This window comes from Streptomyces sp. NRRL WC-3605 (assembly GCF_001509795.1).
GTDB lineage: Bacteria > Actinomycetota > Actinomycetes > Streptomycetales > Streptomycetaceae > Streptomyces > Streptomyces viridochromogenes.
This window is the reverse complement of the sequence record NZ_LLZN01000047.1, coordinates 48,934-72,136: the sequence shown is the minus strand read 5'-3', so window position 1 is coordinate 72,136 and position 23,203 is coordinate 48,934. Positions and strand designations below refer to the sequence as shown.

Below are 23,203 nucleotides of genomic sequence, written 5' to 3'. Positions count from 1 at the left end.
CGTCCTTTAGAGCGTATGCCTCAGGCCCGCGTTGTGGAGGTGAGCGTCTCCACCGGGAACAGCCTCAGCCGGTGCGCCACCGCGGCGGCCTCGCCCCGGCCGGAGACGCCGAGCTTGCCCAGGATGTTCGACACGTGGACGCTCGCGGTCTTCGGGGAGATGAAGAGCTCCTCGGCGATCTGGCGATTGGTGCGGCCCGCGGAGACCAGGCGCAGCACATCGCGCTCGCGGCTGGTGAGGCCGAGGGTGTCGGCCGGGCCGGCGGGGGGCGGGGCGGTGGTGAGGCTCAGGCGGGCCCGCTGGGCCAGCAGGGTCGTGGCCTCGGCGAGCGGGCGGGCGCCCAGGTGGACGGCCGTGGCCCGGGTGAGCCGGAGCAGTTCCGTGGCGCGGGCGCGCTCGTCGTCGCCGCCCGCGCTCAGCAGCGCCTCTGCCAGGCGGTGGCGGACCCGGGCGAGGTCGTAGGGGCGTTCCAGGGACTCGAAGGCGGTGACCACGTCGGACCAGGTGTCGGGGTCGGTACGGTCCTCGGCCCGGGCGAGCTCCGCGCGGGTCCACCGGTCGTAGGCGAGCCAGACGGGCGCCCCCGTGGCGAGGGTGCGGACGGCGTCGAAGAGGCGCCCCAGGAAGGCGCTGCGTCCGTCACGTCCACCGGGCGACGGCACGGCGCGGGCGTCGGCCTCGGCGACGGCGGCGTCCAGGAGCAAGGGCCAGACGTAGCGCTGGGTGCCGGGCGGGAAGCCGGCGTCGAGGACCCGGTCGGCCTCCGCGCGGGCGTCGAGGAGGCGGCCCTCCGCGGCGGCTATCCCGAGGGCGAGGTGGGACATGGGGAGGTTGTGCTGGGGCATCGGGTCGTGGGTGCCGTAGGAGGCGCGCGCGGCGGCGAGGTGGCGGGCGGCCTCGGCGGTCTCGCCGCGGTCGAGCGCGAGCTGGGCCAGGCGTTTGGCGGCGCCGCCGCGCGGCTTGGCGGACTGGCTGGCACGCTGGGCGCCGACGGCGGCCTCGGCCGCCTCGTCCCAGCGGCCGAGGGAGACCAGGGACTCGGCGAGGTTCACCCACACCCAGGCCTCGGAGTCGCGCAGGCCCCACTCCTGGGTGAGCCGCAGTCCCTCGCGGAGGATGGCGACGGCCTCCGCCGAGCGGCCGACGCCTTCCAGGACGGACGGCAGGTTCACATGGCTGCGGCCCACCACGGAGATGAGGCCGCGTTCCAGTACCGCTTCCTTGACCTCGTGCATCTGGTCGAGCCCGGCGCCGTCCCCGGCCTCGACCATGAGTCCGCCGAGGGTCAGGCGGGCGTTCAGCTCGATGTCCTCGGCGCCCACCATGCGCGCGTACTCCACGGCCCGCTCGGCGGCGGACACGGCGTCGGGGCCGGGGTCGCGCAGCATGGACCAGCTGGCGGCGGTGGCGAGCACCTCGGCGTGCACCTCGGACGGGGGCAGGCCGCGGACGAGGTCCTGGGCGGTGCCGATCTCCTTCCAGCCGTCCCCACGGGCCAGGGCCTGCACCAGCCGGGAGCGCTGGATCCAGAACCAGGCGGCGCGCAGCGGGTCGTGGTCCTCCTCCAGCAGGTGCAGGGCCCGCTTGGTGATCTTCAGGGCGCGTTCGCGCTCCCCGCAACGGCGTCCGGCGACGGCCGCCTCGGCCATCAGGTCGAGGTAGCGCAGCGGGGCGGCGGCGGGTTCGGTGGAGGCGCCGCTCCGCGCGGCCAGGGGAGGCGGGTAGGCCTCGGTGTAGTCGACGGGGCGCAGGGTGGCGCGGATGTCGGCGGGGGTGGCGTCCCACAGTTCCATCGCGCGTTCCAGCAGCCGGAGCTGCTCGGAGTGGGCGCGCCGGCGGCGGGCGGTGACGGCGGCGTCGAGGACGGCGGGCAGGGCCTTGGCCGGTTCGTTCGCGTGGTACCAGTAGCTGGCCAGCCGCATCACGCGCTCGCCGGCCGGGACGAGCGTCGGGTCGGCTTCGAGAGCCTCGGCGTAGCGGCGGCTGAGACGGGAGCGTTCGCCGGGCAGCAGATCGTCGGCGACGGCCTCGCGGACGAGGGAGTGCCGGAAGCGGTAGCCGTCGTCGCCGGGCGCGACGGTGAGGATGCTGGCGTTGACGGCGGCCCGCAGCGCCTCGATCAGATCGTCCTCGGCGAGGTCGGCGACGGCGGCGAGCAGCCGGTACTCGACGGTGGAGCCGCCCTCGGCGACGAGCCGGGCGATCCGCTGGGCGCTCTCGGGCAGCCGTTCGACGCGGACGAGGAGCAGGTCGCGCAGGGAGTCGGTGAGGCCGGTGCAGCCGCCCTCGTGGGCGGCGACGGCGAGTTCCTCGACGAAGAAGGCGTTCCCGTCGGAGCGTTCGAAGATCGCGTCGACCTGGGCCGGGTCGGGTTGGCGGGCGAGGATGCCGGCGATCTGGCAGCCGACCTCGTCGCGGGTGAAGCGGCCCAGCTCGATGCGGCGGACGGTGCGCAGCCGGTCGAGTTCGGCGAGGAGCGGGCGCAGCGGGTGCCGGCGGTGGATGTCGTCGCTGCGGTAGGTGGCGAGGACGACGAGGCGGCCGGTGCGCAGGGTGCGGAAGAGGTAGGTGAGCAGGTGCCGGGTGGAGGCGTCGGCCCAGTGGAGGTCCTCCAGGGCGACGACGACCGTGCGGTGGGCGGCGAGGCGCTCCAGGAGGCGGGCAGTCAGTTCGAAGAGGCGGGCCATGCCCTCCTCGCCGGAGCGGTCGGCGCCGAGCCCGGCGGGGGTCTCCCCCACCTCGGGCAGCAGGCGCGCCAGCTCGTCCTCCTGTCCGGCGGCGGCCGCGGCCAGTTCCTCGGGCAGTTGGCGGCGCAGGGCGCGCAGTGCGGTGGAGAAGGGGGCGAACGGCAGGCCGTCGGCGCCGATCTCGACGCAGCCGCCGAGGGCCACGACGGCGCCCGCGCGGGCGGCCGCGGTCGCGAACTCCTCGACGAGGCGGGTCTTGCCGACGCCGGCCTCACCACCGATGACCAACGCCTGCGGCTCGCCCGTGGTGGCACGGGCGAGCGCGTCGTCCAACGTCTCCAACTCGGTTGTGCGGCCGACGAACACGGGACTTACGGAGCGGCTCTCCACAGGCCCGAGCATCGCACGCGGCGCGGGTGGCACGGCACCGGTTTTCCCGGTGCCGGGCCCGGGCCCGGCCTCCGGCGGCCTCACGCGGGGCGTGCGGCTCGCCGGTGGCCGGGGTGGGCGGTATGCGAGGGCGTGTCCTCCGCGTTCCGTGCGGGGCGCCGGGCGGCGCGCCGCTCGGCGCGGCGGACCCGGACGGCCTCGCGGACCAGGCGCTCGTGCTCGGCCTGGCGGATCAGATCGTCGGTGCGGAGGTGGTGCATCTCGTGGTCGAACATGGTGGTCTCCCCCTGGTGGATCCCGGCTGTCATCGCTTTCTGCGATGTCTCCACCTTCGTCTCCCAGGGGGGTCCGCCACATCGGGAGAGTTCCGCATCTTGCCGGGCCTGCGGGTGCCTTAGACATGGCGAAGGGGCCTCAGGGCGCCGTCTAAGGTGCTTACGGCGGCCCCTGAGGCCCCTTCGATCCGCGGTGACTCAGCCCGCCGAGGGCAGGCCGAGCAGCGCGTCGGTGTACTTGAGGACGGCCAGGAGCAGGCCGATCACGCCGAGGGCGACACCGCCCCAGGCGACCGACTTGATCCAGGCGGGCTGCGGCCGGCCGGGGGCCCCGAACGCGGGCCGGGCGAGCACCACGACGCCGACGACCAGTGCGACCACCGCGAACAGGCCGGCCACCAGCGCGGAGGTCTGCCAGGCGTTCCCGTAGACCGCCTTGATCTGCGTGGCCACGTTCGCCTGGGACGACGTCTCCAGCTGGCCGATGAGCGTCTCGCGGGCGGCGGCGACCGTGCCGATCCAGCCGCCGGTCAGGGACACGAGGCCGAGCGCGGCGGAGACCACCGCGGCGGCGCCCTGGCCGACGAAGGAGGGCGCCGCTTCCGTCGCCTCGGCGGCCACCTCCTCGGGCTCGTCACCGGCGACGGCGTCGGCCTGGGCCTCGGCCGCCTCGGTGGCGTCCACGGTCTCGTCGTCGGTCTTGGCCGCGGCCACGGTCTCGTCCACTGTCTTCGTTCCCATGTCTGGCACCGTACGGACGCTTCCTGAGAGGTGTCTTAATGATCGCTGTGCGCGGTACGCACGCGTGCTTCGCGCCACTCCGGGGCGAGGATCGACCAGATCTCCAGGTCGTGGCGCATCCCACCATAGAGGTGGGCCTCACGGCGGACGCCGTCCCGGGTCATGCCGAGGCGGCGGGCGACGTCCAGGCTGGCGGTGTTGCCGGCGGCGGCGACCCATTCGACGCGGTGGATGCCGCGTTCCTCGACGGCCCAGTCGATGAGCACCCGCATGGCGCGGGTGACGAGGCCGCGCCCGGTCGCGGCGGGCTCCAGCCAGCACCCGACCTCGCAGGTGCCGGCCGCGGCGTCGAAGTGCAGCGTGAGGACACCGCCGACGAGCTTCCCGTCCAGCCAGATGCCGTGGTACGAGGCACTGTCCGCGGCGCGCAGGTCGGCGTACCGCTGGAGCGTCGCGCGGGCGGACGCCGGGTCGGTGGCGGTCGAGCCGAACGGGATGAACCGTCCGATGAACTCCCGGCCGCGCTCCAGGTGGGCCAGGAACTCGTCGGCGTGCCACGGTTCCAGCGGCCTCAGCTCGGCTCCGTCGTCACCCAGGGATATCGCGTACATCGTCCCTCTGCTCCTTCTCGAGTTCCGCCACGACGTCGGTGAGCCTCTCATGGGCGGCCCGGCACTCGGGCGGCTCGATGCTGATGCGGGGCATGCGCCGGTCGAGCCAGCGCGGCAGCCACCAGTTGGCGCCGCCGAGGAGGTGCATGAGGGCGGGGACGAGGAGGGTGCGCAGCACGAACGCGTCCAGGGCGACGGCGGCCGCCAGGGCGATGCCGAACATGGCGATCACGCGGTCGCCGCTGAGGACGAAGGCGAGGAACACGGAGATCATGATGACCGCGGCGGAGTTGATCACCCGGCTGGTCTCGGCGAGGCCCACGCGGACGGCCCGCCGGTTGTCGCCGGTCTCCAGCCACTCCTCGTACATCCGGCTGACCAGGAAGACCTGGTAGTCCATGGAGAGCCCGAAGAGCACGGACACCATGATCACGGGGAGGAAGGGCTCGATCGGCCCGGCCCGGCCCAGTCCCAGCAGCTCGCTCCCCCAGCCCCACTGGAACACGGTGACGACGACACCGAAGGCGGCGGCCACGGCGGCCACGTTCATCACGGCGGCCTTCAGCGGGATGCCGACGGACCGGAAGGCGAACAGGAGCAGCAGACAGCCGAGGCCGATGACGGCGCCGACGAAGAGGGGGAGCTTGCCGACGATCACGTCGGCGAAGTCGTCGTAACCGGCCGTCATCCCGCCGACCTGCACGTCCAGGGAGGTGCCGGTCTCGGCGCGTGGCAGGACGTCGTCGCGCAGCCTGTCCACGAGGTCGCTGGTGCGGTGGGACTGCGGCGACGACTCGGGGACCACGGTGAGATAGGCGGTGTCGCTGCGCGCGTTGTACGTCACCGGGGTCACCGCGGCGACGCCCTCGGTGGCGCGCAGGGTGGCGTCGAGGTTGTCCAGGGCGAGCTTGTCCTCGGCGCCGCCGACCTCGGTGACGAGGGTGAGCGGCCCGTTGACGCCGGGTCCGAAGCCGTCGGCGAGGAGGTCGTAGGCCTGGCGGGTGGTGGAGCCGGCCGGGTTGTTGCCCTGGTCGGAGGTGCCGAGGCGCAGCCCCAGGGTGGGCAGGGCGAGGACGGCGATGACGGCGAGGGCGAGCGCGCCGAGCGCCTTGGGGTGGCGTTCCACGAAGGCGGACCAGCGGGCGGCGAGCCCGGTGGGCAGTTCGGGCTGGGGGCCGTGCTCGGCCAGCCGGCGCCGCTCGCGGCGGCTGAGGGCGCGCATGCCGATGAGGGACAGCAGCGCGGGCAGCAGGGTCACGGAGGCCGCGACGGTGAGGACGACGGTCAGGGAGGCGGCGATCGCCACGCCGTTGAGGAAGCTCAGCCGCAGGATCAGCATGCCGAGCAGGGCTATGCACACCGTGGCACCCGCGAACACCACCGCGCGCCCGGTGGTGGCCACCGCGTTGGTGATCGACTCGGTCACGGGCAGGCCGCGTTTGAGGCCGCGGCGGTGTCTGGTGACGATGAACAGGGCGTAGTCGATGCCGACGCCGAGCCCGACGAGCATGCCGAGCATGGGGGCGAAGTCGGCGACCGTCATGGCGTGCCCGAGGAGGGCGATCCCCGCGTAGGCGGTGCCGACGCTCACCAGGGCGGTGGCGATGGGCAGCAGCGAGGCGGCGAGCGAGCCGAAGGCGAGGAAGAGCACGACGGCGGCGACGGCCACGCCGACGATCTCGGCGGTGTGCCCGCCCGGTGACTCGGTGAGGGCGACGGCGGACCCGCCGAGTTCGACCTGGAGTCCGTCGGTCTCCGCGGCCTTCGCGGTGTCCACGACGGCGCGGGCCTCGCCCGCGTCGAGGTGTTCGGCGCCGTCGTCGAAGGTGACGGTGGCGTAGGCGGTGTGCCCGTCCTCGCTGATCCGGGCGGCGCCCTGCTTGCCGTAGGGGCCGTCCACGGACGCGACGCCGGGCAGGTGCGCGATGTCGTCCAGGGTGCGGGTCATGGTCTGTTCGACGGCGCCGGCGCGGACGGTGCCGGACGTGGTGTGCCAGACGATGCTGTCGGTGTCGCCGCCGAGGCCGGGGAAGCCCTCCTGCAGCAGCTGGGTGGCGCGGCCCGACTCGGTGCCGGGGACCTCGTAGTCGTTGGAGTACGCGGAGCCCGTGACGGCGGCGGCCGCGGTCACCCCGCCGAAGGCGAGAAGCCAGAGCAGTACGGTGACGAGGCGGCGTTGGACACACCAGCGTGCAAGAGCTGCCACGGACGTGCTCCCAGGGGGACGATGTGTGGATCTTTGACCGGGAACAGTCGTTCATGGAGTGAACAGCCCGCAAAGAACGCATGAGCGATGTGAAGCAACTCTTGCAGTTGAAAATGATCGTTTGCCGCGATCGTGGGGTTGTTCACAGCAATGGGAGGAAGGTCACAGCACAGTAACGGCGATTGTGTCGTCGCAGGTGGTGCCTCTCACAGAATCGCCCTGGCACACCGGGAACTTCTCTGGACAGGAATACATGGACCCCTCGAGCGAGCACCTCACCGAACGGTTGACCCACCCCCGCTACACCCGCGCGAACCACTACGACCCCCGCTGGGTCGTCGACAACCAGATGGGGCCGAACGCCCTCTGGCTGCTGGAGTGGCTGGCGCCCGCCCTCGGCCTGGACGCCCTGCGCCCGGACGCCCGCGTCCTCGACCTGGGCTGCGGCCGGGCCATGACCTCCGTCTTCCTGGCCAGGGAGTACGGCGCTCAGGTCACCGCCGCCGACTTGTGGATCGAGCCCGGCGACAACGCGCGCCGCGTCGCCGAGGCCGGTTTCGCCGACCGGGTGCTGCCCGTCAAGGCCGAGGCGCACGACCTGCCGTTCGCCGACGGCTGCTTCGACACGATCGTGAGCGTCGACGCCTACCAGTACTTCGGCACCGACGATCTCTACCTGCCCACCCTGACCCGGCTGCTGCGTCCCGGCGGACGGATCGGCGTCGTCGTCCCCGCGCTGCGCGAGGAGCTGGACGGCGTGGAGCCGCCGGAGCACCTGCGGCCGTACTGGGAGCCCGCGTACTGGTGCTTCCACAGCGCGGCCTGGTGGCGGCGCCACTGGACCCGCAGCGGTGCCGTGGAGGTCGAGGCCGCCGACTGGCTGGACGACGGCTGGCGGGACTGGCTGCTGTGGTGCGAGGTGGTTGCCGAGGAGAGCCCCGAGGAGTTCCACCGCACGATGGCCCGCCAGGTCGCCGAGATGGTGCGCCGGGACGAAGGGCGCACGCTGGGCTTCGTCCGTGTGGTGGGGCGCCGCCTGTGACGACGAGGGGGACGCACCGGATGCCGGTGCGTCCCCCTCGGGGTGTCCTGCCGCGGGCTCAGCCCTCGGTGACGCCCAGCTTCTCCAGGATCAGCTCCTTGACGCGGGCCGCGTCGGCCTGACCGCGGGTGGCCTTCATGACCGCGCCGACCAGGGCGCCGGCGGCGGCGACCTTGCCACCGCGGATCTTGTCCGCGATGCCCGGGTTGCCGGCGATGGCCTCCTCGACGGCGGTCGTCAGGGCGCCCTCGTCGGAGACGACCTTCAGACCGCGCTTGTCGACGACCTCGTCCGGGGTGCCCTCGCCCGCGAGGACGCCCTCGATGACCTGACGCGCGAGCTTGTCGTTCAGGTCGCCCTTGGCGACGAGCTCGGTGACCCGGGCGACCTGCTCGGGGGTGATGGAGAGCTCGTCGAGCGCCTTGCCGGACTCGTTGGCGCTGCGGGCCAGCTCGCCCATCCACCACTTGCGGGCGGAGGCCGCGTCGGCACCGGCGTCGATCGTGGCGACGATCAGGTCCAGCGCGCCGGCGTTGAGGATCGCCTGCATGTCGGTGGCGGAGACGCCCCACTCGGCCAGCAGCCGGGTGCGGCGGGCCAGCGGGAGTTCGGGCAGGGCCGCCCGGATCTTCTCGACCCACTCGCGCGAGGGGGCGACCGGCACCAGGTCCGGCTCGGGGAAGTACCGGTAGTCCTCGGCCTCCTCCTTCACGCGGCCCGAGGTCGTCGACCCCGTGTCCTCGTGGAAGTGCCGGGTCTCCTGCACGATCGTGCCGCCGGACGACAGCACGGCCGCGTGCCGCTGGATCTCGAAACGGGCCGCGCGCTCCACGGACCGCAGCGAGTTGACGTTCTTCGTCTCCGAGCGGGTGCCGAACTTCTCGGTGCCGTGCGGGCGCAGCGACAGGTTCACGTCGCAGCGCATCTGGCCCATCTCCATACGGGCCTCGGAGACGCCGAGCGCCCTGATGACCTCGCGCAGCTCACGCACGTACGCCTTGGCGACCTCGGGGGCGCGCTCGCCGGCGCCCTCGATCGGCTTGGTGACGATCTCGATGAGCGGGATGCCGGCGCGGTTGTAGTCCAGCAGGGAGTGGGACGCGCCGTGGATACGGCCGGTGGCGCCGCCGACGTGCGTCGACTTGCCGGTGTCCTCCTCCATGTGGGCGCGCTCGATCTCGACGCGGAAGGTCTCCCCGTCCTCCAGCTGCACGTCGAGGTAGCCGTTGAAGGCGATCGGCTCGTCGTACTGAGAGGTCTGGAAGTTCTTCGGCATGTCCGGATAGAAGTAGTTCTTCCGGGCGAAACGGCACCATTCGGCGATCTCGCAGTTCAGCGCGAGGCCGATCTTGATGGCGGACTCGACACCGGTCGCGTTGACGACCGGGAGCGCGCCCGGCAGGCCGAGGCAGACCGGGCAGGTCTGCGTGTTGGCGTCCTGGCCGAGCGCGGTCGAGCAACCGCAGAACATCTTGGTCTTGGTGCCGAGTTCGACATGGACCTCGAGGCCCATGACGGGGTCGTACGACGCGAGTGCGTCCTCGTACGACACCAGGTCGGTCGTGGTGGTCACGGTGAAACTTCCCTCTCAGCCCAGCAGGACGTCGTCGTCGCCCAGCCGCTTCAGCTCGCGGTAGAGGATGGCGAGGCCGGTGACGATCGCGGTGGCGGAGACGGCGGCGTCGATCAGACGCAGCGTGTCGCTCTCCCCGCGGGCCTTCTTGGCCTGCTTGACGACGTTGACCGCACCGAACGCGGTGGTGGCCATGGACAGGTACAGACCGGACTTCGACTTCTTGAAGCCCTTGGCCTTCGACATTGCCTTGCTCACAGCGACGGAGCCTCCTCGATCAGCGGGTGGCCCCACCTTTCCACGAAGGCCGCCTCGACGGCCGCACCGACCTTGTAGAGCCGGTCGTCCTTCAGTGCCGGGGCGATGATCTGCAGGCCGACCGGGAGGTTGTCCTCCGGGGCCAGACCGCAGGGCAGCGACATGGCGGCGTTGCCCGCGAGGTTCGTCGGGATGGTGCACAGGTCGGCGAGGTACATCGCCATCGGGTCGTCGGCGCGCTCGCCGATCGGGAAGGCGGTGGTCGGCGTCGTCGGCGAGACGATCACGTCGACCTGCTCGAAGGCCTTCTCGAAGTCGCGCGTGATGAGCGTGCGGACCTTCTGGGCGGAGCCGTAGTACGCGTCGTAGTAGCCGCTCGACAGGGCGTACGTGCCGAGCATGATGCGGCGCTTCACCTCGGGGCCGAAGCCCGCCTCACGGGTCAGCGAGGTGACCTCCTCGGCGGAGTGCGTGCCGTCGTCGCCGGTCCGCAGGCCGTAGCGCAGGCCGTCGAAGCGGGCGAGGTTGGAGGAGCACTCCGAGGGCGCGATCAGGTAGTACGCCGACAGCGCCAGGTCGAAGGACGGGCAGTCCAGTTCGACGATCTCGGCGCCGAGTTCCTTCAGCAGTTCGACGGACTCGTCGAAGCGCTGGATGACGCCGGCCTGGTAGCCCTCGCCGCGGAACTGCTTGACCACGCCGACGCGCATGCCCCGCACGCTGCCGTTGCGGGCGGCCTCGACGACCGGCGGGACGGGGGCGTCGATGGAGGTGGAGTCCATCGGGTCGTGCCCGGCGATGACCTCGTGCAGCAGGGCCGCGTCGAGGACCGTACGGGCACAGGGACCGCCCTGGTCCAGCGAGCTGGAGAAGGCGACCATGCCGTACCGGGACACCGCGCCGTACGTCGGCTTGACGCCGACCGTGCCGGTGACGGCGGCCGGCTGGCGGATGGAGCCGCCGGTGTCCGTGCCGATGGCGAGGGGCGCCTGGAAGGAGGCGAGCGCGGCGGAGGAGCCGCCGCCGGAGCCGCCGGGGATCTTGGTGAGGTCCCAGGGGTTGCCGGTCGGGCCGTAGGCGCTGTTCTCGGTGGAGGACCCCATGGCGAACTCGTCCATGTTGGTCTTGCCGAGGATGACGACGTCGGCGGCCTTCAGCCGCTTGGTGAGCGTCGCGTCGTACGGCGGGATCCAGCCCTCGAGGATCTTCGAGCCGACGGTCGTGGGCACGCCCTCGGTGGTGAAGATGTCCTTCAGCGCGAGGGGGACGCCGGCCAGCGGGCCCAGCTTCTCGCCGCGCTCCCGCTTCTCGTCGACGGCGCGGGCCTGCGCGAGGGCACCCTCGCGGTCGACGTACAGGAAGGCGTGCACCTTCTCGTCGACGGCCTCGATCCGGGCCAGGTGGGCCTCGGTGACCTCGACGGCCGTCAGCTCGCCGGAGGCGATCTTCGCGGCGGTCTCGGCGGCGGTGAGCTTGATGATGTTGACGTTGTCCGTCATGGCGGTTAGTCCTCCCCCAGGATCTGCGGCACCTTGAAACGCTGCTGCTCCTGGGCCGGGGCGCCGGAGAGCGCCTGCTCGGGGGTGAGCGAGGGACGGACCTCGTCCTCGCGCATGACGTTCGTCAGCGGGAGCGGGTGCGAGGTCGGCGGTACGTCTTGGTCGGCGACCTCACTGACGCGGGCGACCGCGCCGATGATGTCGTCCAGCTGTCCCGCGAAGTGGTCGAGCTCTTCGGGCTTCAGCTCCAGACGCGCCAGCCGGGCGAGGTGGGCGACCTCCTCGCGCGTGATGCCAGGCATGCAGCGATCCTCTGGGTGAGTGTGTGTGGTTTGGCGGGGGGCTAGTCGTCACATTCCCGTCGTCCGCCCGAAGGGCGGGTCGCGCGTCGTCCGGTGCGTGCGATCGCAAGGCGCCGGAGCGCCCTCGTGGCGGAGCCACGTGGGCGATTCGGCAACGCGGCGAGCGTGCGTGCCGGGCGTCGCGCGACAGACGGGCATGTGACGACTAGCCCCCAATCCTATGGGTCGGGGGGCCGTGCCCGTGCATCGGTTTCCGTGCGGCACCCGCGGGAGCTGCTCAGGGCGTCACCGGGTCACTCGGCGGCCGGGAGCGCCGCCCTCGGGCGCTGCCAGCCGCGCGAGCCGCGCGCCCGCAGCCAGGCGGTCGTCTCCTCGGGGGGCATGGCGGCGGCCACCAGCCAGCCCTGAACGGCGTCGCAGCGCAGATCGCGCAGCCGCTCCCACGTCTCGTCGTCCTCGACGCCCTCGGCGACGACCAGCAGGCCGAGGGAGTGCGCCAGGTCGACCGTGCAGCGCACGATCTCCGCGTCCTCGGCGTCCACCGCGAGCCGGGCCACGAACGAGCGGTCGATCTTCAGCTCGCTGACCGGCAGCCGCCGCAGATGCACCAGGGAGGAGTAGCCGGTGCCGAAGTCGTCGAGGGACATCTTCACGCCGTGCCCGGTGAGGGCGGCGAGGGTGTCGGCGGCGCGGGTCGGGTCCTCCAGCAGGACGTGCTCGGTGATCTCCAGCTGGAGCGCACCCGCCGGGACGCCGTGGCGGGCGAGGCGCGCGGCGACGGAGCCGGCGAATCCGGGGGTGTGCACGTCGCGCGGGGAGACGTTGACGGCGACCGGCACGAACAGGCCCTGGGAGCGCCACCGCGCCACCTGGCCGAGCGCGGTCTCCAGCACGTACTCGGTGAGGTGCGGCATCAGCCCCGAGGACTCGGCTATCGCTATGAACTCGTCGGGCGGCACCCTCCCGCGCTCGGGGTGCACCCAGCGGACCAGCGCCTCCAGTCCGGCGACCTGTCCGTCGAAGCGGACCTTGGGCTGGTAGTGCAGTTCGACCTCGTGCGCGTCGAGGGCGCGGCGCAGGTCGCCGAGGAGGCCGAGGCGGTCCGGGGTGTTGGAGTCCCGTTTGGACTCGTAGACCTCGACGCCCGTGCGGTCCCTCTTCGCCTGGTACATCGCCACGTCCGCGCGGCGCAGCATCCCCTCGGCGTCGAGCGCGTGGTCCGGGAAGACGGCGACGCCCGCGCTGGCCTCCAGCACCAGGGTGAGGCCGTCCAGGTCGAGCGGTGAGCTGAGCGCCGAGACGAGGCCGCGGGCGACGCGGGTCGCGGACGTGGTGGAGTCGGCGACGGGGAGCAGGACGGCGAACTCGTCTCCCCCGAGCCGCGCGGCCTCCGCTCCGCGCGGCAGGGCGAGCCGCAGCCGGTCGGCTATCTGCAACAGCAGCCGGTCACCGGCGAGATGCCCCAGGGTGTCGTTCACCGACCGGAACCGGTCGAGGTCGATCAGCATGAGCGCGGAGCGGGCGCCGATGCGTTCGGCGTCGTCCAGCGCGGTCCAGATCCGCTCCTGCAGCCACTGCCGGTTCGGCAGCCCGGTCAGCGGATCGCGCAACTGCTCCTCCGCCCGGGCCCTGGCCATCCACAGGGTGGAGTCGAGGGCTATCAGCGGAATGGAGAACAGCGGCAGCAGCAGCGGCTTGGCGACGGCCACCACGCACACCAGCGGGGCGATGCCCAGCAGGGCGACGGCGACCAGTCCCTGTCTGACCAGGGCGGTGCGGGCGACGGTGGGCAGTCCGCCGCGCGGGGCGTGCAGATACCAGTGCAGCACGCGGGTGACGAGGAGGTAGGCGACCGCGACCAGCACCACGCCCGGCGCGGTGTAGAGCGTCCAGGTGTCGGGGCTCCAGGGTCTCTCGACGCTCGGGATCCGGCCGAACGCGGCCAGCACCAGGGCACCGGACGCGATGCCGAGGATGTCCACCGCGCCGTGCAGCACGCCCTGGCGCCAGCGGCCCCGGCGGGCGACACCGACCAGGACGACGACCGTGAGGCTGACCATGCCGGCCGGCACCCAGCCGTACAGCAGCAGCACGGCGAGGGTGAGGGCGGCGCCGGAGCCGGTGCCGCCCCACCAGCGGGCGCGGCCCAGGGCCACCAGGTGGCCGACGATGATGCCGGTCAGCACGGCCAGGGACCAGCCCACGGTGCCGGACGGGAAGAGGGCGTGCCCGCCGGTGAACGCCCGGTAGAAGCCGGCTCCGAGGACGAAGGCGGCGGCCGCGACCACCGACGCGGGCAACGCGGGCCAGGAAGCGTGCCGTTCCTGGTCGGGGTCGGCCGGCCCCGCGGCGTGCCCGCCGTCGCGCCGGGCGCCGCCGTCCGTGGTCTCCCGCCCGGTGCCCGCGCCCGGGCGATCCGCGGTCCGTGCCGCCCACCCGCGCCATGCGCCGGCCGTCCGGCGCAGCCGTGAGTGCGGGGCGGCACTCTCGGTCGGTTCCATTCCGTCCCTCTCACAGCCGGCGGTGCCCACGCCACGCGGTCCGTCACCCGACGACTGCCCTCGACGGCCCCGCGCTGGAAAACCCTTCCCCTCGCCCTTCCTTGCTCCTCGGAGCGAAGGGATGCCCCGACCGCAGCTGGGCACGGCAGGCGCACATCTCAACAGTAGGCCGCTGAAGGCGTGTACGGGCAGCGGTCGTCGACGGTTGCCCGAATGCGCCCCAGCCACCCGTATGCATCTGATATGCGCCCATCGGGCCGGGTTCAACCGTTACTGCTCCGTGGACAGGGCAACTTCGGCCGCCGCCTCCGGCCCCTGTTCCAGCAGGACGGCGAAGCCGTCCTCGTCCAGGACCGGCACCTTCAGCTGCACCGCCTTGTCGTACTTGGACCCCGGGCTGTCCCCCACGACGACGAAGGACGTCTTCTTCGACACCGAACCGGTCACCTTCGCGCCGCGGCTCTCCAGGGCCTCCTTGGCGCCGTCCCGGGTGTGATTCTCCAGCGTGCCGGTGACGACGACCGTGAGGCCCTCCAGCGGACGGGGGCCCTCGTCCTCGCCGGAGGACTGCTCCTCCAGAGGGACTCCGGCCGCCTTCCACTTGCGGACGATCTCGCGGTGCCACTCCTCGGCGAACCACTCCTTGAGCGCCGCGGCGATGATCGGGCCGACTCCGGCGGTCGCCGCCAGCTCCTCCTCCGTGGCCTGTTCGATGCGGTCGACGGAGCGGAATTCGCGCGCGAGGGCCTGCGCCGCGACGGGGCCGACGTGCCGGATGGACAGGCCGTTGAGGAACCTCGCGAGCGGGCGCTGCTTGGCCGCCTCGATGTTGGCCAGCAGAGCGAGAGTGTTCTTCTTCGGCTCGCCCTTCTGGTTGGCGAAGACCGTGACGACCTTCTCCTCGCCCGTCTTCGGGTCGCGCTTGGGCAGGCCGCTGTCGGCGTCGAGGACGTACGCCTTGATGGGCAGCAGCTTCTCGACCGTCAGGTCGAACAGGTCGCCCTCGTCGACCAGCGGCGGGTCGGCCGGCTCCAGCGGACGGGTGAGCGCGGCGGCGGCCACCCCGCCGAAGTGCTCGATGTCCAGGCACTCCCGGCCGGCGAGATAGGAGACCCGCTCCCGCAACTGGGCCGGGCAGGCACGGGCGTTGGGACAGCGGAGGTCGATGTCGCCCTCCTTCATGGGCCGCAGCGGGGTGCCGCACTCGGGGCACTCGCCCGGCATCACGAACTCCCGCTCGCTGCCGTCCCGCAGGTCGACGACCGGGCCGAGGATCTCCGGGATGACGTCCCCCGCCTTGCGGATGACCACGGTGTCCCCGATGAGGACGCCCTTGGCCTTGACGACCTCCTGGTTGTGCAGGGTCGCGAACTCGACCTCGCTGCCCGCGACGGTGACCGGCTCGACCTGCGCGTACGGGGTGACCCGGCCGGTGCGGCCGACGCCGACCTTGATGTCGATGAGCTTGGTGTTGACCTCCTCCGGCGCGTACTTGTACGCGATGGCCCAGCGCGGGGCGCGCGCGGTGGAGCCGAGGCGGCCCTGGAGCCGGATCTCGTCCAGCTTGACGACGACGCCGTCGATCTCGTGCTCGACGGAGTGGCGGTTCTCGCCGTAGTACGCGATGAACTCCCTGATGCCCGGGAGGTCGTCGACGACGCGGTTGTGCGGGGAGGTGGGCAGGCCCCAGGTCTTCAGGAGGTCGTAGGCCTGGGAGAGCCGCGTCATGCCCGAGAAGCCCCGCAGCGCCCCGATGCCGTGGACCACCATGTGCAGCGGGCGGGTCGCGGTGACGCGCGGGTCCTTCTGGCGCAGCGAACCGGCGGCGGCGTTGCGCGGGTTGGCGAAGGGCTTGTCGCCGGCGGCGACCAGGCGTTCGTTGAGTTCGAGGAACTTGCCCATCGGGAAGTAGACCTCGCCGCGGATCTCGACGAGCTCGGGGACGTCGTCGCCTCCGAGGCGGTCGGGGATCTCCGCGATGGTGCGGACGTTCGGGGTGATGTCCTCGCCCGTGCGGCCGTCGCCGCGGGTGGCCGCGCGGGTGAGGCGGCCGTTCTCGTAGGTGAGGTTGACGGCGAGTCCGTCGACCTTCAGCTCGCACAGGAAGTGGTACTCCTGCTCGCCCAGTTCGCGGGCGATGCGGTCCACCCAGGCGCCGAGCTCGTCGTCGTTGAAGGTGTTGTCCAGCGACAGCATCCGCTCGCGGTGCTCGACCGCGGTGAACTCCGTCGCGTACGAACCCGCGACCTTCTGGGTCGGCGAGTCCGGGGTGCGCAGCTCCGGATACTTCTCCTCCAGGGCCTCCAACGTCTTCAGCAGCGTGTCGAACTCGGCGTCGCTGACGACCGGAGCGTCCTTCACGTAGTACCGGAAGCGGTGCTCCTCGACCTGCTCCGCCAGCTGCGCGTGCTCTTCGCGGGCCTCGGCGGGCACCGCCGTCGTCTCCGCCTGCTTGTCGCCGGCCACCGTGTTTCCTCCCGTTACTCTGGGTTGTCCGCGAGGGATCTCGCCGCCTGGACGCAGTGGGCCAGCGCCCTGCGCGCGTAGTCGGGGGACGCGCCCGCGAGTCCGCACGACGGCGTGATCGTGACCGTCTCCGCGAGAAGCCCCGGTGACAGCCCCAGCCTGCGCCACAACGTCCTGACACCCATGACGCTACCGGCAGGGTCTGACAACGGGCCGTCCGTGCCGGGGACGACACCGGCGAACAGCCGCGTGCCGCCTTCCACGGCCTCACCGATCGCGTCGTCGTCACGCTCCGTGAGGAGGGAGAGGTCGAAGGAGACGGCGGCCGCTCCCGCCCGGCGCAGCAGCGCGAACGGGACGTCCGGTGCGCACGAGTGCACCACGACCGGGCCCTCGCCGTGAACCCCGACGACGTCGCGCAGGGTGGACTCGACGACCTGCCGGTCGACGGCGCGGTGCGTGCGGTAGCCGCTGGCGGTCCTGACCTGCCCGCGCAGCACGGCGATCAGGGACGGCTCGTCGAGCTGGAGGACGACCCGGGCGCCGGGGACCCGGCGCCGTACCTCCGCGAGATGCTCGCGCAGGCCCTCGGCGAGCGAGGCGGCGAGGTCGCGGCAGGCGCCCGGATCGGACAGCGCGGCCTCGCCGTTGCGCAGCTCCATGGCGGCGGCGAGCGTCCAGGGCCCCACGGCCTGCACCTTGAGCTGCCCCTCGTAGCCCTGGGTGAACTCCTCCAGCGCGTCGAGGTCCTCGCCCAGCCAGGACCGGGCCCGCCGGGTGTCCCGGCCGGGCCGGTCGCCGAGCCGCCACCCGCTGGGCTCCACGCGCGCGTACAGCTCGACGAGCATTCCGGCGGTCCGCCCGATCATGTCGGCGCCGGGCCCGCGGGCGGGCAGTTCGGCCAGGAACGGGAAGTCCTCGAAGGAGCCGGTGGCGGTCTTCGCGGCCTCGCGGGCGTCGCCGCCGGGCAGCGAACCGACGCCGGTGGCCGCGCCGAACAGGTGGTCAGTGCTGTTGCTCACCCGCAAAGCCTATGCAACGCGGCGCGGCCGCCGCGCCGGTCACCTGCCCGGGCGGACCGTCAGGTCGTTCACCTCCGCGTCCCGAGGCAGGTCCAGGGCCATGACGATCGTCGTGGCGACCGACTCGGGGTCGATCCAGCGCGCGGGGTCGTACTCCTTGCCCTCCTGCTGGTGCACCTTCGCCTGCATGGGGCTCGCCGTGCGGCCCGGGTAGACCGAGGTGACCCGGACTCCGTTCCCGTGCTCCTCGGCGCGCAGCGAGTCCGCCAGGGCCTTCAGCCCGTGCTTGGAGGCGGCGTACGCCCCCCAGTCGGCGTGGGCGGTGAGCCCGGCGCCGGAGTTCACGAACAGCACGTGCCCGCGGGCGGCGCGCAGCTGGGGCAGGAAGTGCCGGGTCAGTTCGGCGGGGGCGATCAGGTTGACGTTCAGCTGGTGGCGCCAGGTCTTGGGGGTGAGGTCGCCGACCGGGCCCAGGTCCACGACGCCGGCGATGTGCAGCAGGGAGTCCACGCGGTCCGGCAGCGACTGGTGGGAGAAGGCCCAGGACAGGCGGTCCGGGTCCGCCAGGTCGCCGACCAGGGTCGCCGCGCCCGGGTAGTGGGCCGCGAGCTCCTTCGCGCGGGCGGCGTCGCGCGCGTGCAGGACGAGTTCGTCCCCGCGCGCGTGCAGACGGCGGGCGACGGCCGCGCCGATTCCGGAGCCCGCTCCGGTGATCACATGTGTAGCCATACCCGCCATGCTCGCACCGGCCGGGATCACGCGATGCCCTGGCTCTCCTCCAGGTAGGCGAGGGCGCCCACGGGCTCCTCGGCGAAGAACACCAGGTCGGTGAGCGGGCGGGGCAGGAAGCCCTCGTCGTCCATGCGCCGGAACTGCTCCTTCAGGCCGTCGTAGAACCCGGCGGTGTTGAGCAGGACGACCGGCATCTCGGTGTGGCCGTGCTTCTTCAGCTCCAGGATCTCGGTCGCCTCGTCCAGGGTGCCGGTGCCGCCGACCATGATCACCACGGCGTCGGCCTTCTCCAGCAGCAGCCTCTTGCGCTCGGCGAGGTCCTTGGCGACCACCATCTCGTCGACGCCGGGCCGCGCCTTGGCGGCCAGGAACTCCACCGAGACCCCCACGAGCCGGCCGCCCGCCTCCTGCACCCCGTCGGCGACGACCTTCATCAGCCCGACGTCGGAGCCGCCCCAGACGAGCGTGTGGCCGCCCTTGCCCAGCAGTTCCGCGAACTCGCGCGCGGGGCCGGTGTAGCGGTCGTCGAGGTCGGCGGCGGAGAGGAAGACGCAGATACGCATGGGCCCACGGTACGCGGGAAGAACGGGCCGCCCGCGCGCGCTGTCCCCACATGACCCTTGGACACACGATCACGATCGAGCAGGGGACCCGGCGCGTACGGGTCGTGCACGACGGCCAGGTGCTGGCGGAGAGCGACCGGCCGCTCGTGCTGCGGGAGACGGGCTGTCCCGTGCGCTACTACATCCCGCCGGAGGACGTCCGCCTGGACCTGCTGACCCCGTCGGCCACCCACACCCACTGCCCCTTCAAGGGCGACGCGTCCTACTGGTCGCACGGCGACGCCGCGGACCTGGTCTGGGCGTACCCGGACCCGAAGACGGACGTGGCCGCGATCAAGGACCACCTCTGCTTCTACGAAGTCGAGGTGTCGTAGGCGATTACTTCCGTGCCGTACGGCAATCTGCACAGGCATGGACAAGAAGACCATTTCGGCCGACGGTACCTCCCTCGCCTACGCGAGCCGGGGCGAGGGACCCCCGGTGATCCTCGTCAGCGGCGCGATGTCCACCGGGGACACGATGGCGCCCCTGGCGGAAGCGCTCGCGGACCGCTGCACGGCCGTCGTCTACGACCGCCGGGGACGCGGCGGGAGCGGTGACACGCAGCCGTACGCGGTGGAACGCGAGGTCGAGGACCTGGCGGCCCTGATCGACGCCGTCGGCGGCGAGGCGACGCTGTACGGCGTCTCCTCGGGCGGGGCGCTGGCGCTGCGGGCGGCGGCGAGCGGGCTGCCGGTGCCCCGGATCGCCGTGTACGAGGTGCCGTTCGCCGTCTACGAGGGCGGCGCCGAGGAGCGCGCGGAGTACACCGAGCGGCTGACGAGCGCGCTGGCCGAGGACCGGCGCGGGGACGCGGTCGAGCTGTTCCTTCGGCTCACCGGGCTCGGTGAGGGGATCATCCAGGGCGCCCGGCAGTCCCCGATGTGGCCCGGCATGGAGTCGATCGCGCCGAGCCTGGCCTACGACGACGCGGTGATGGGCGACGGACTGGTGCCGGAGGCGCGGCTGGCGTCCATCACGGCCCCGCTCCTGTCGCTCGCGGGCGGTGCGAGCCCCGACTGGATGCGCGAGGCGGCCCGCATCGTCGCGGACACGGCGCCCCAGGGGACGTACCGGGTGCTGGAGCGGCAGTCCCACATGGTGGAGCCGGAGGTGCTGGCGCCGGTGCTGGCGGAGTTCCTCGGGGAGTGACCGGCCCGGGGCACGCGCGCTCGCGGTCCGCTCGCGCGCCGGGGCCTCAGCCCGCCGGGGCCTCAGCCCGCCGGGGTGGCCTCCTTCACCCGGACCGTCGACGCGATGGTCGCCGAGCCCACCACGCGGGTGCCGTCGTACAGGACGATCGCCTGGCCGGGGGCGACACCGCGCACGGGCTCGGTGAAGGACACCTCCAGGGAGCCGTCGACGAGTTCCGCCGTCACCTCGGTCTCGCCGCCGTGGGCGCGCAGCTGGGCGGTGTAGGTGCCGGGGCCGGACGGGGCCGCGCCGCACCAGCGGGGCTTGATCGCGGTCAGGGCGGAGACGTCGAGGGCGGAGGCCGGGCCGACGGTGACGGTGTTGTCGACCGGCGAGATGTCCAGGACGTAGCGCGGCTTGCCGTCGGGAGCCGGGGTGCCGATGCGCAGCCCCTTGCGCTGGCCGACGGTGAAGCCGTACGCGCCCTCGTGGCTGCCCACCTTGGCGCCGGACTCGTCGACGATGTCGCCCTCCGCCTTGCCGAGCCGCCGGGCGAGAAAGCCCTGGGTGTCGCCGTCGGCGATGAAGCAGATGTCGTGCGAGTCGGGCTTCTTGGCGACGGCGAGGCCCCGGCGCTCGGCCTCCGCGCGGATCTCGTCCTTGGTGGTGACCGTGTCGCCGAGCGGGAACATCGCGTGGGCGAGCTGCCGGTCGTCGAGCACGCCGAGGACGTAGCTCTGGTCCTTGGCCATGTCGGAGGCGCGGTGCAGCTCGCGGGTGCCGTCCTCGCGGACGATCACCTGGGCGTAGTGGCCGGTGCAGACCGCGTCGAAGCCGAGGGCGAGCGCCTTGTCGAGCAGCGCCGCGAACTTGATCTTCTCGTTGCAGCGCAGGCAGGGGTTGGGGGTGCGGCCGGCCTCGTACTCGGCGACGAAGTCCTCGACGACGTCCTCGCGGAAGCGGTCGGCGAGGTCCCACACGTAGAACGGGATGCCGATGACATCGGCGGCGCGGCGCGCGTCGCGGGAGTCCTCGATGGTGCAACAGCCCCGCGCGCCCGTGCGGAACGACTGCGGGTTCGCGGAGAGCGCGAGGTGGACGCCGGTCACGTCGTGCCCCGCCTCGGCCGCACGGGCGGCGGCGACGGCGGAGTCGACCCCGCCGGACATGGCGGCGAGGACGCGGAGGGGGCGGGAGGGCTGCGCGGTGTCTGTCATAACCCCTCCAGGGTACGGGGGCGCGGGAACCAGGGCCCCCGGGTATCCGTTGACGAGCACATGGGACAGGGGAAGGCTTCGAAGGACGGCGACCGCAAGCTCGGGCGCCGCGCGGTGCTGATCGGCGGGGCGGTGGCCGCGGCGGGCTCGGCCGTCCTCGCCCGTGACGAGCTGACCCGCCTGTGGTGGCGGACGCCGGGCGTGGAGAAGCCGCGCAAGGAGGGCGAGGTCGACTACGCCGGGGCGCGGTGGGTGGCGGCCTCGGAGGCCAACTGGCGGCGGGCGGACCGGCCCGCGGACTACGGCATCGACATGGTGGTCGTCCATGTCACGCAGGGCAGTTTCGCGAGCGCGGTGAAGGTGTTCCAGGACCCGGAGCACAAGGCGGCCGCGCACTACATCGTCCGCAAGGACGGGCACGTCACGCAGATGATCCGCGAGCTCGACGTGGCGTACCACGCGGGCAACCGCTCCTACAACGAGCGCAGCGTCGGCATCGAGCACGAGGGGTTCGTGGAGCGCCCCGAGGACCTCACGGACGCCATGTACGAGGCGTCGGCCAGGCTGACGGCCCGCATATGCGCGCGCTACGACATCCCGGTCGACCGAGAGCACATCATCGGGCACGTGGAGGTGCCGGGGACCGACCACACCGACCCCGGCCGGCACTGGGACTGGGACCGGTACATGAAGCTGGTGCGGGCGGCCCGCACGGCGCCCGCCTAGGGCGCCTGGCTCCTCAGCCTCCGGGACCTCAGGTGAGGCCGGCCGCGCGGGCGCGTTCCACGGCCGGGCCGATGGCCCGTGCGACCGCCTCGACGTCGGCCTGCGTGGAGGTGTGGCCGAGGGAGAAGCGCAGGGTGCCGCGGGCCAGGTCCGGGTCGGTGCCGGTGGCCAGCAGGACGTGGCTGGGCTGGGCGACGCCCGCGGTGCACGCGGAGCCGGTGGAGCACTCGATGCCCTGGGCGTCCAGCAGCAGGAGCAGGGAGTCGCCCTCGCAGCCGGGGAAGGTGAAGTGCGCGTTGGCGGGCAGGCGCCCGCCGGGCTCGGGGTCGCCGCCGAGGATCGCGTCCGGGACGGCCGTACGGACGGCGTCGACGAGGGAGTCGCGCAGGGCGCCGATCTCGCGGGCGAACCACGCGTGCTGCTCGGCGGCGAGGCGACCGGCGACCGCGAAGGAGGCGATGGCGGGGACGTCGAGGGTGCCGGAGCGGACGTGCCGCTCCTGGCCGCCACCGTGCAGGACGGGTACGGGGCTCTGGTCACGGCCCAGGAGCAGCGCGCCGATGCCGTACGGACCGCCGATCTTGTGGCCGGAGACCGTCATCGCGGCGAGGCCGGACGCGGCGAAGTCGACCGGGACCTGACCGAAGGCCTGGACGGCGTCGGAGTGCAGCGGCACGCCGAACTCGGCGGCGACCTCGGCCAGTTCACGGATCGGCATGATCGTGCCGATCTCGTTGTTGGCCCACATCACGGTGGCCAGGGCGACGTCGTCGGGGTTGCGGGCGATGGCCTTGCGCAGGGCGTCCGGGTGGACCCGCCCATGTGTGTCGACGGGCAGGTACTCGACGGTGGCGCCCTCGTGCTCGGCCAGCCAGTGGACGACGTCGAGGACGGCGTGGTGCTCGACGGGGCTGGCGAGGACGCGGGTGCGGGCCGGTTCGGCGTCGCGCCGGGACCAGTACAGGCCCTTGACCGCGAGGTTGTCGGCCTCGGTGCCGCCGGAGGTGAACACGACCTCGCTGGGGCGGGCGCCGAGCGCGTCCGCGAGGGTCTCGCGGGCCTCCTCGACGGTGCGCCGCGCGCGGCGGCCGGATGCGTGCAGGGAGGAGGCGTTGCCGGTGACGCCCAGCTGGGCGGTCAGTGCCTCAGCCGCCTCCGGGAGCATCGGAGTGGTCGCGGCGTGGTCGAGGTAAGCCATGGTGGCCACGATTCTAAGGGG

General features: G+C 72.7%; 20 protein-coding genes. 4 read left to right on the top strand and 16 right to left on the bottom strand.

Going from position 1 to position 23,203, the window contains the following annotated elements:
* Positions 1 to 20 precede the first annotated feature (20 nt).
* The 5 genes from ADL34_RS12495 to ADL34_RS12475 form a co-directional block, all read right to left on the bottom strand.
* Positions 21 to 3,089: a helix-turn-helix transcriptional regulator gene (locus ADL34_RS12495; protein ID WP_062666553.1), complete on the bottom strand. Its 3,069-nt coding sequence runs from the start codon at positions 3,087 to 3,089 to the stop codon at positions 21 to 23.
* A gap of 68 nt (positions 3,090 to 3,157) precedes the next feature.
* Positions 3,158 to 3,385 (bottom strand): hypothetical protein, encoded by a 228-nt coding sequence (locus ADL34_RS12490; RefSeq protein WP_324610556.1) that lies wholly within the window; start codon positions 3,383 to 3,385, stop codon positions 3,158 to 3,160.
* Between the two features lie 165 nt (positions 3,386 to 3,550).
* Entirely contained in the window at positions 3,551 to 4,093 is a 543-nt protein-coding gene (locus ADL34_RS12485; protein ID WP_062666552.1) for a hypothetical protein, read from the bottom strand.
* Between the two features lie 35 nt (positions 4,094 to 4,128).
* On the bottom strand, positions 4,129 to 4,704 hold the full coding sequence (locus tag ADL34_RS12480) for a GNAT family N-acetyltransferase (RefSeq protein WP_062666550.1): 576 nt from the start codon (positions 4,702 to 4,704) through the stop codon (positions 4,129 to 4,131).
* Positions 4,682 to 6,910, bottom strand: a complete 2,229-nt coding sequence (locus tag ADL34_RS12475) for an MMPL family transporter (protein WP_062666548.1) — start codon at positions 6,908 to 6,910, stop codon at positions 4,682 to 4,684. Before ADL34_RS12475 ends, ADL34_RS12480 begins: the two co-directional genes overlap by 23 nt.
* Positions 6,911 to 7,163: 253 nt before the next feature.
* Here ADL34_RS12475 and ADL34_RS12470 point away from each other — a divergent pair, with 253 nt between their 5' ends.
* A complete protein-coding gene (locus tag ADL34_RS12470; protein WP_062666546.1) occupies positions 7,164 to 7,952 on the top strand; it encodes an SAM-dependent methyltransferase in 789 nt (262 codons plus the stop codon).
* A 58-nt stretch (positions 7,953 to 8,010) separates the two neighbouring features.
* Here ADL34_RS12470 and gatB read toward each other — a convergent pair whose 3' ends face one another.
* The 9 genes from gatB to ADL34_RS12425 form a co-directional block, all read right to left on the bottom strand.
* Positions 8,011 to 9,525: an Asp-tRNA(Asn)/Glu-tRNA(Gln) amidotransferase subunit GatB gene (gene gatB / locus ADL34_RS12465; RefSeq protein ID WP_062666544.1), complete on the bottom strand. Its 1,515-nt coding sequence runs from the start codon at positions 9,523 to 9,525 to the stop codon at positions 8,011 to 8,013.
* Positions 9,526 to 9,540: 15 nt separating this feature from the next.
* A complete protein-coding gene (locus ADL34_RS12460; RefSeq protein WP_062666542.1) occupies positions 9,541 to 9,783 on the bottom strand; it encodes a hypothetical protein in 243 nt (80 codons plus the stop codon).
* Entirely contained in the window at positions 9,780 to 11,282 is a 1,503-nt protein-coding gene (gene gatA, locus ADL34_RS12455) for an Asp-tRNA(Asn)/Glu-tRNA(Gln) amidotransferase subunit GatA (RefSeq protein ID WP_062666540.1), read from the bottom strand. Before gatA ends, ADL34_RS12460 begins: the two co-directional genes overlap by 4 nt.
* A gap of 5 nt (positions 11,283 to 11,287) precedes the next feature.
* Positions 11,288 to 11,584, bottom strand: coding sequence for an Asp-tRNA(Asn)/Glu-tRNA(Gln) amidotransferase subunit GatC (gene gatC, locus ADL34_RS12450; RefSeq protein WP_019754397.1), 297 nt, complete (start codon positions 11,582 to 11,584; stop codon positions 11,288 to 11,290).
* A gap of 293 nt (positions 11,585 to 11,877) precedes the next feature.
* The gene (locus ADL34_RS12445) at positions 11,878 to 14,085 is read right to left on the bottom strand and encodes a putative bifunctional diguanylate cyclase/phosphodiesterase (RefSeq protein ID WP_062666537.1); all 2,208 of its coding nucleotides are present in this window, start codon (positions 14,083 to 14,085) and stop codon (positions 11,878 to 11,880) included.
* 270 nt (positions 14,086 to 14,355) lie between these two features.
* Positions 14,356 to 16,551, bottom strand: a complete 2,196-nt coding sequence (gene ligA, locus ADL34_RS12440) for an NAD-dependent DNA ligase LigA (protein WP_062666536.1) — start codon at positions 16,549 to 16,551, stop codon at positions 14,356 to 14,358.
* Positions 16,552 to 16,565: 14 nt separating this feature from the next.
* Positions 16,566 to 17,573 carry a methionine synthase gene (locus tag ADL34_RS12435; RefSeq protein WP_062666809.1) on the bottom strand — a complete coding sequence of 336 codons (1,008 nt, stop codon included), beginning with the start codon at positions 17,571 to 17,573 and terminating at the stop codon, positions 16,566 to 16,568.
* 39 nt (positions 17,574 to 17,612) lie between these two features.
* Positions 17,613 to 18,302 carry an SDR family oxidoreductase gene (locus ADL34_RS12430; RefSeq protein WP_179199409.1) on the bottom strand — a complete coding sequence of 230 codons (690 nt, stop codon included), beginning with the start codon at positions 18,300 to 18,302 and terminating at the stop codon, positions 17,613 to 17,615.
* 26 nt (positions 18,303 to 18,328) lie between these two features.
* Entirely contained in the window at positions 18,329 to 18,868 is a 540-nt protein-coding gene (locus ADL34_RS12425; protein WP_062666532.1) for a TIGR00730 family Rossman fold protein, read from the bottom strand.
* A 50-nt stretch (positions 18,869 to 18,918) separates the two neighbouring features.
* Here ADL34_RS12425 and ADL34_RS12420 point away from each other — a divergent pair, with 50 nt between their 5' ends.
* Positions 18,919 to 19,242, top strand: a complete 324-nt coding sequence (locus ADL34_RS12420) for a DUF427 domain-containing protein (RefSeq protein WP_062666530.1) — start codon at positions 18,919 to 18,921, stop codon at positions 19,240 to 19,242.
* A gap of 37 nt (positions 19,243 to 19,279) precedes the next feature.
* Positions 19,280 to 20,059: an alpha/beta fold hydrolase gene (locus ADL34_RS12415; protein WP_062666527.1), complete on the top strand. Its 780-nt coding sequence runs from the start codon at positions 19,280 to 19,282 to the stop codon at positions 20,057 to 20,059.
* 62 nt (positions 20,060 to 20,121) lie between these two features.
* On the opposite strand, the gene mnmA is transcribed toward ADL34_RS12415, so the two are convergent.
* On the bottom strand, positions 20,122 to 21,258 hold the full coding sequence (gene mnmA / locus ADL34_RS12410; RefSeq protein WP_062666526.1) for a tRNA 2-thiouridine(34) synthase MnmA: 1,137 nt from the start codon (positions 21,256 to 21,258) through the stop codon (positions 20,122 to 20,124).
* 60 nt (positions 21,259 to 21,318) lie between these two features.
* Here mnmA and ADL34_RS12405 point away from each other — a divergent pair, with 60 nt between their 5' ends.
* The gene (locus ADL34_RS12405) at positions 21,319 to 21,984 is read left to right on the top strand and encodes an N-acetylmuramoyl-L-alanine amidase (protein WP_062666524.1); all 666 of its coding nucleotides are present in this window, start codon (positions 21,319 to 21,321) and stop codon (positions 21,982 to 21,984) included.
* Positions 21,985 to 22,012: 28 nt separating this feature from the next.
* Here the strand turns inward: ADL34_RS12405 and ADL34_RS12400 are convergent, their stop codons facing one another.
* Positions 22,013 to 23,182, bottom strand: a complete 1,170-nt coding sequence (locus ADL34_RS12400) for a cysteine desulfurase family protein (RefSeq protein WP_062666808.1) — start codon at positions 23,180 to 23,182, stop codon at positions 22,013 to 22,015.
* Positions 23,183 to 23,203 lie beyond the last annotated feature (21 nt).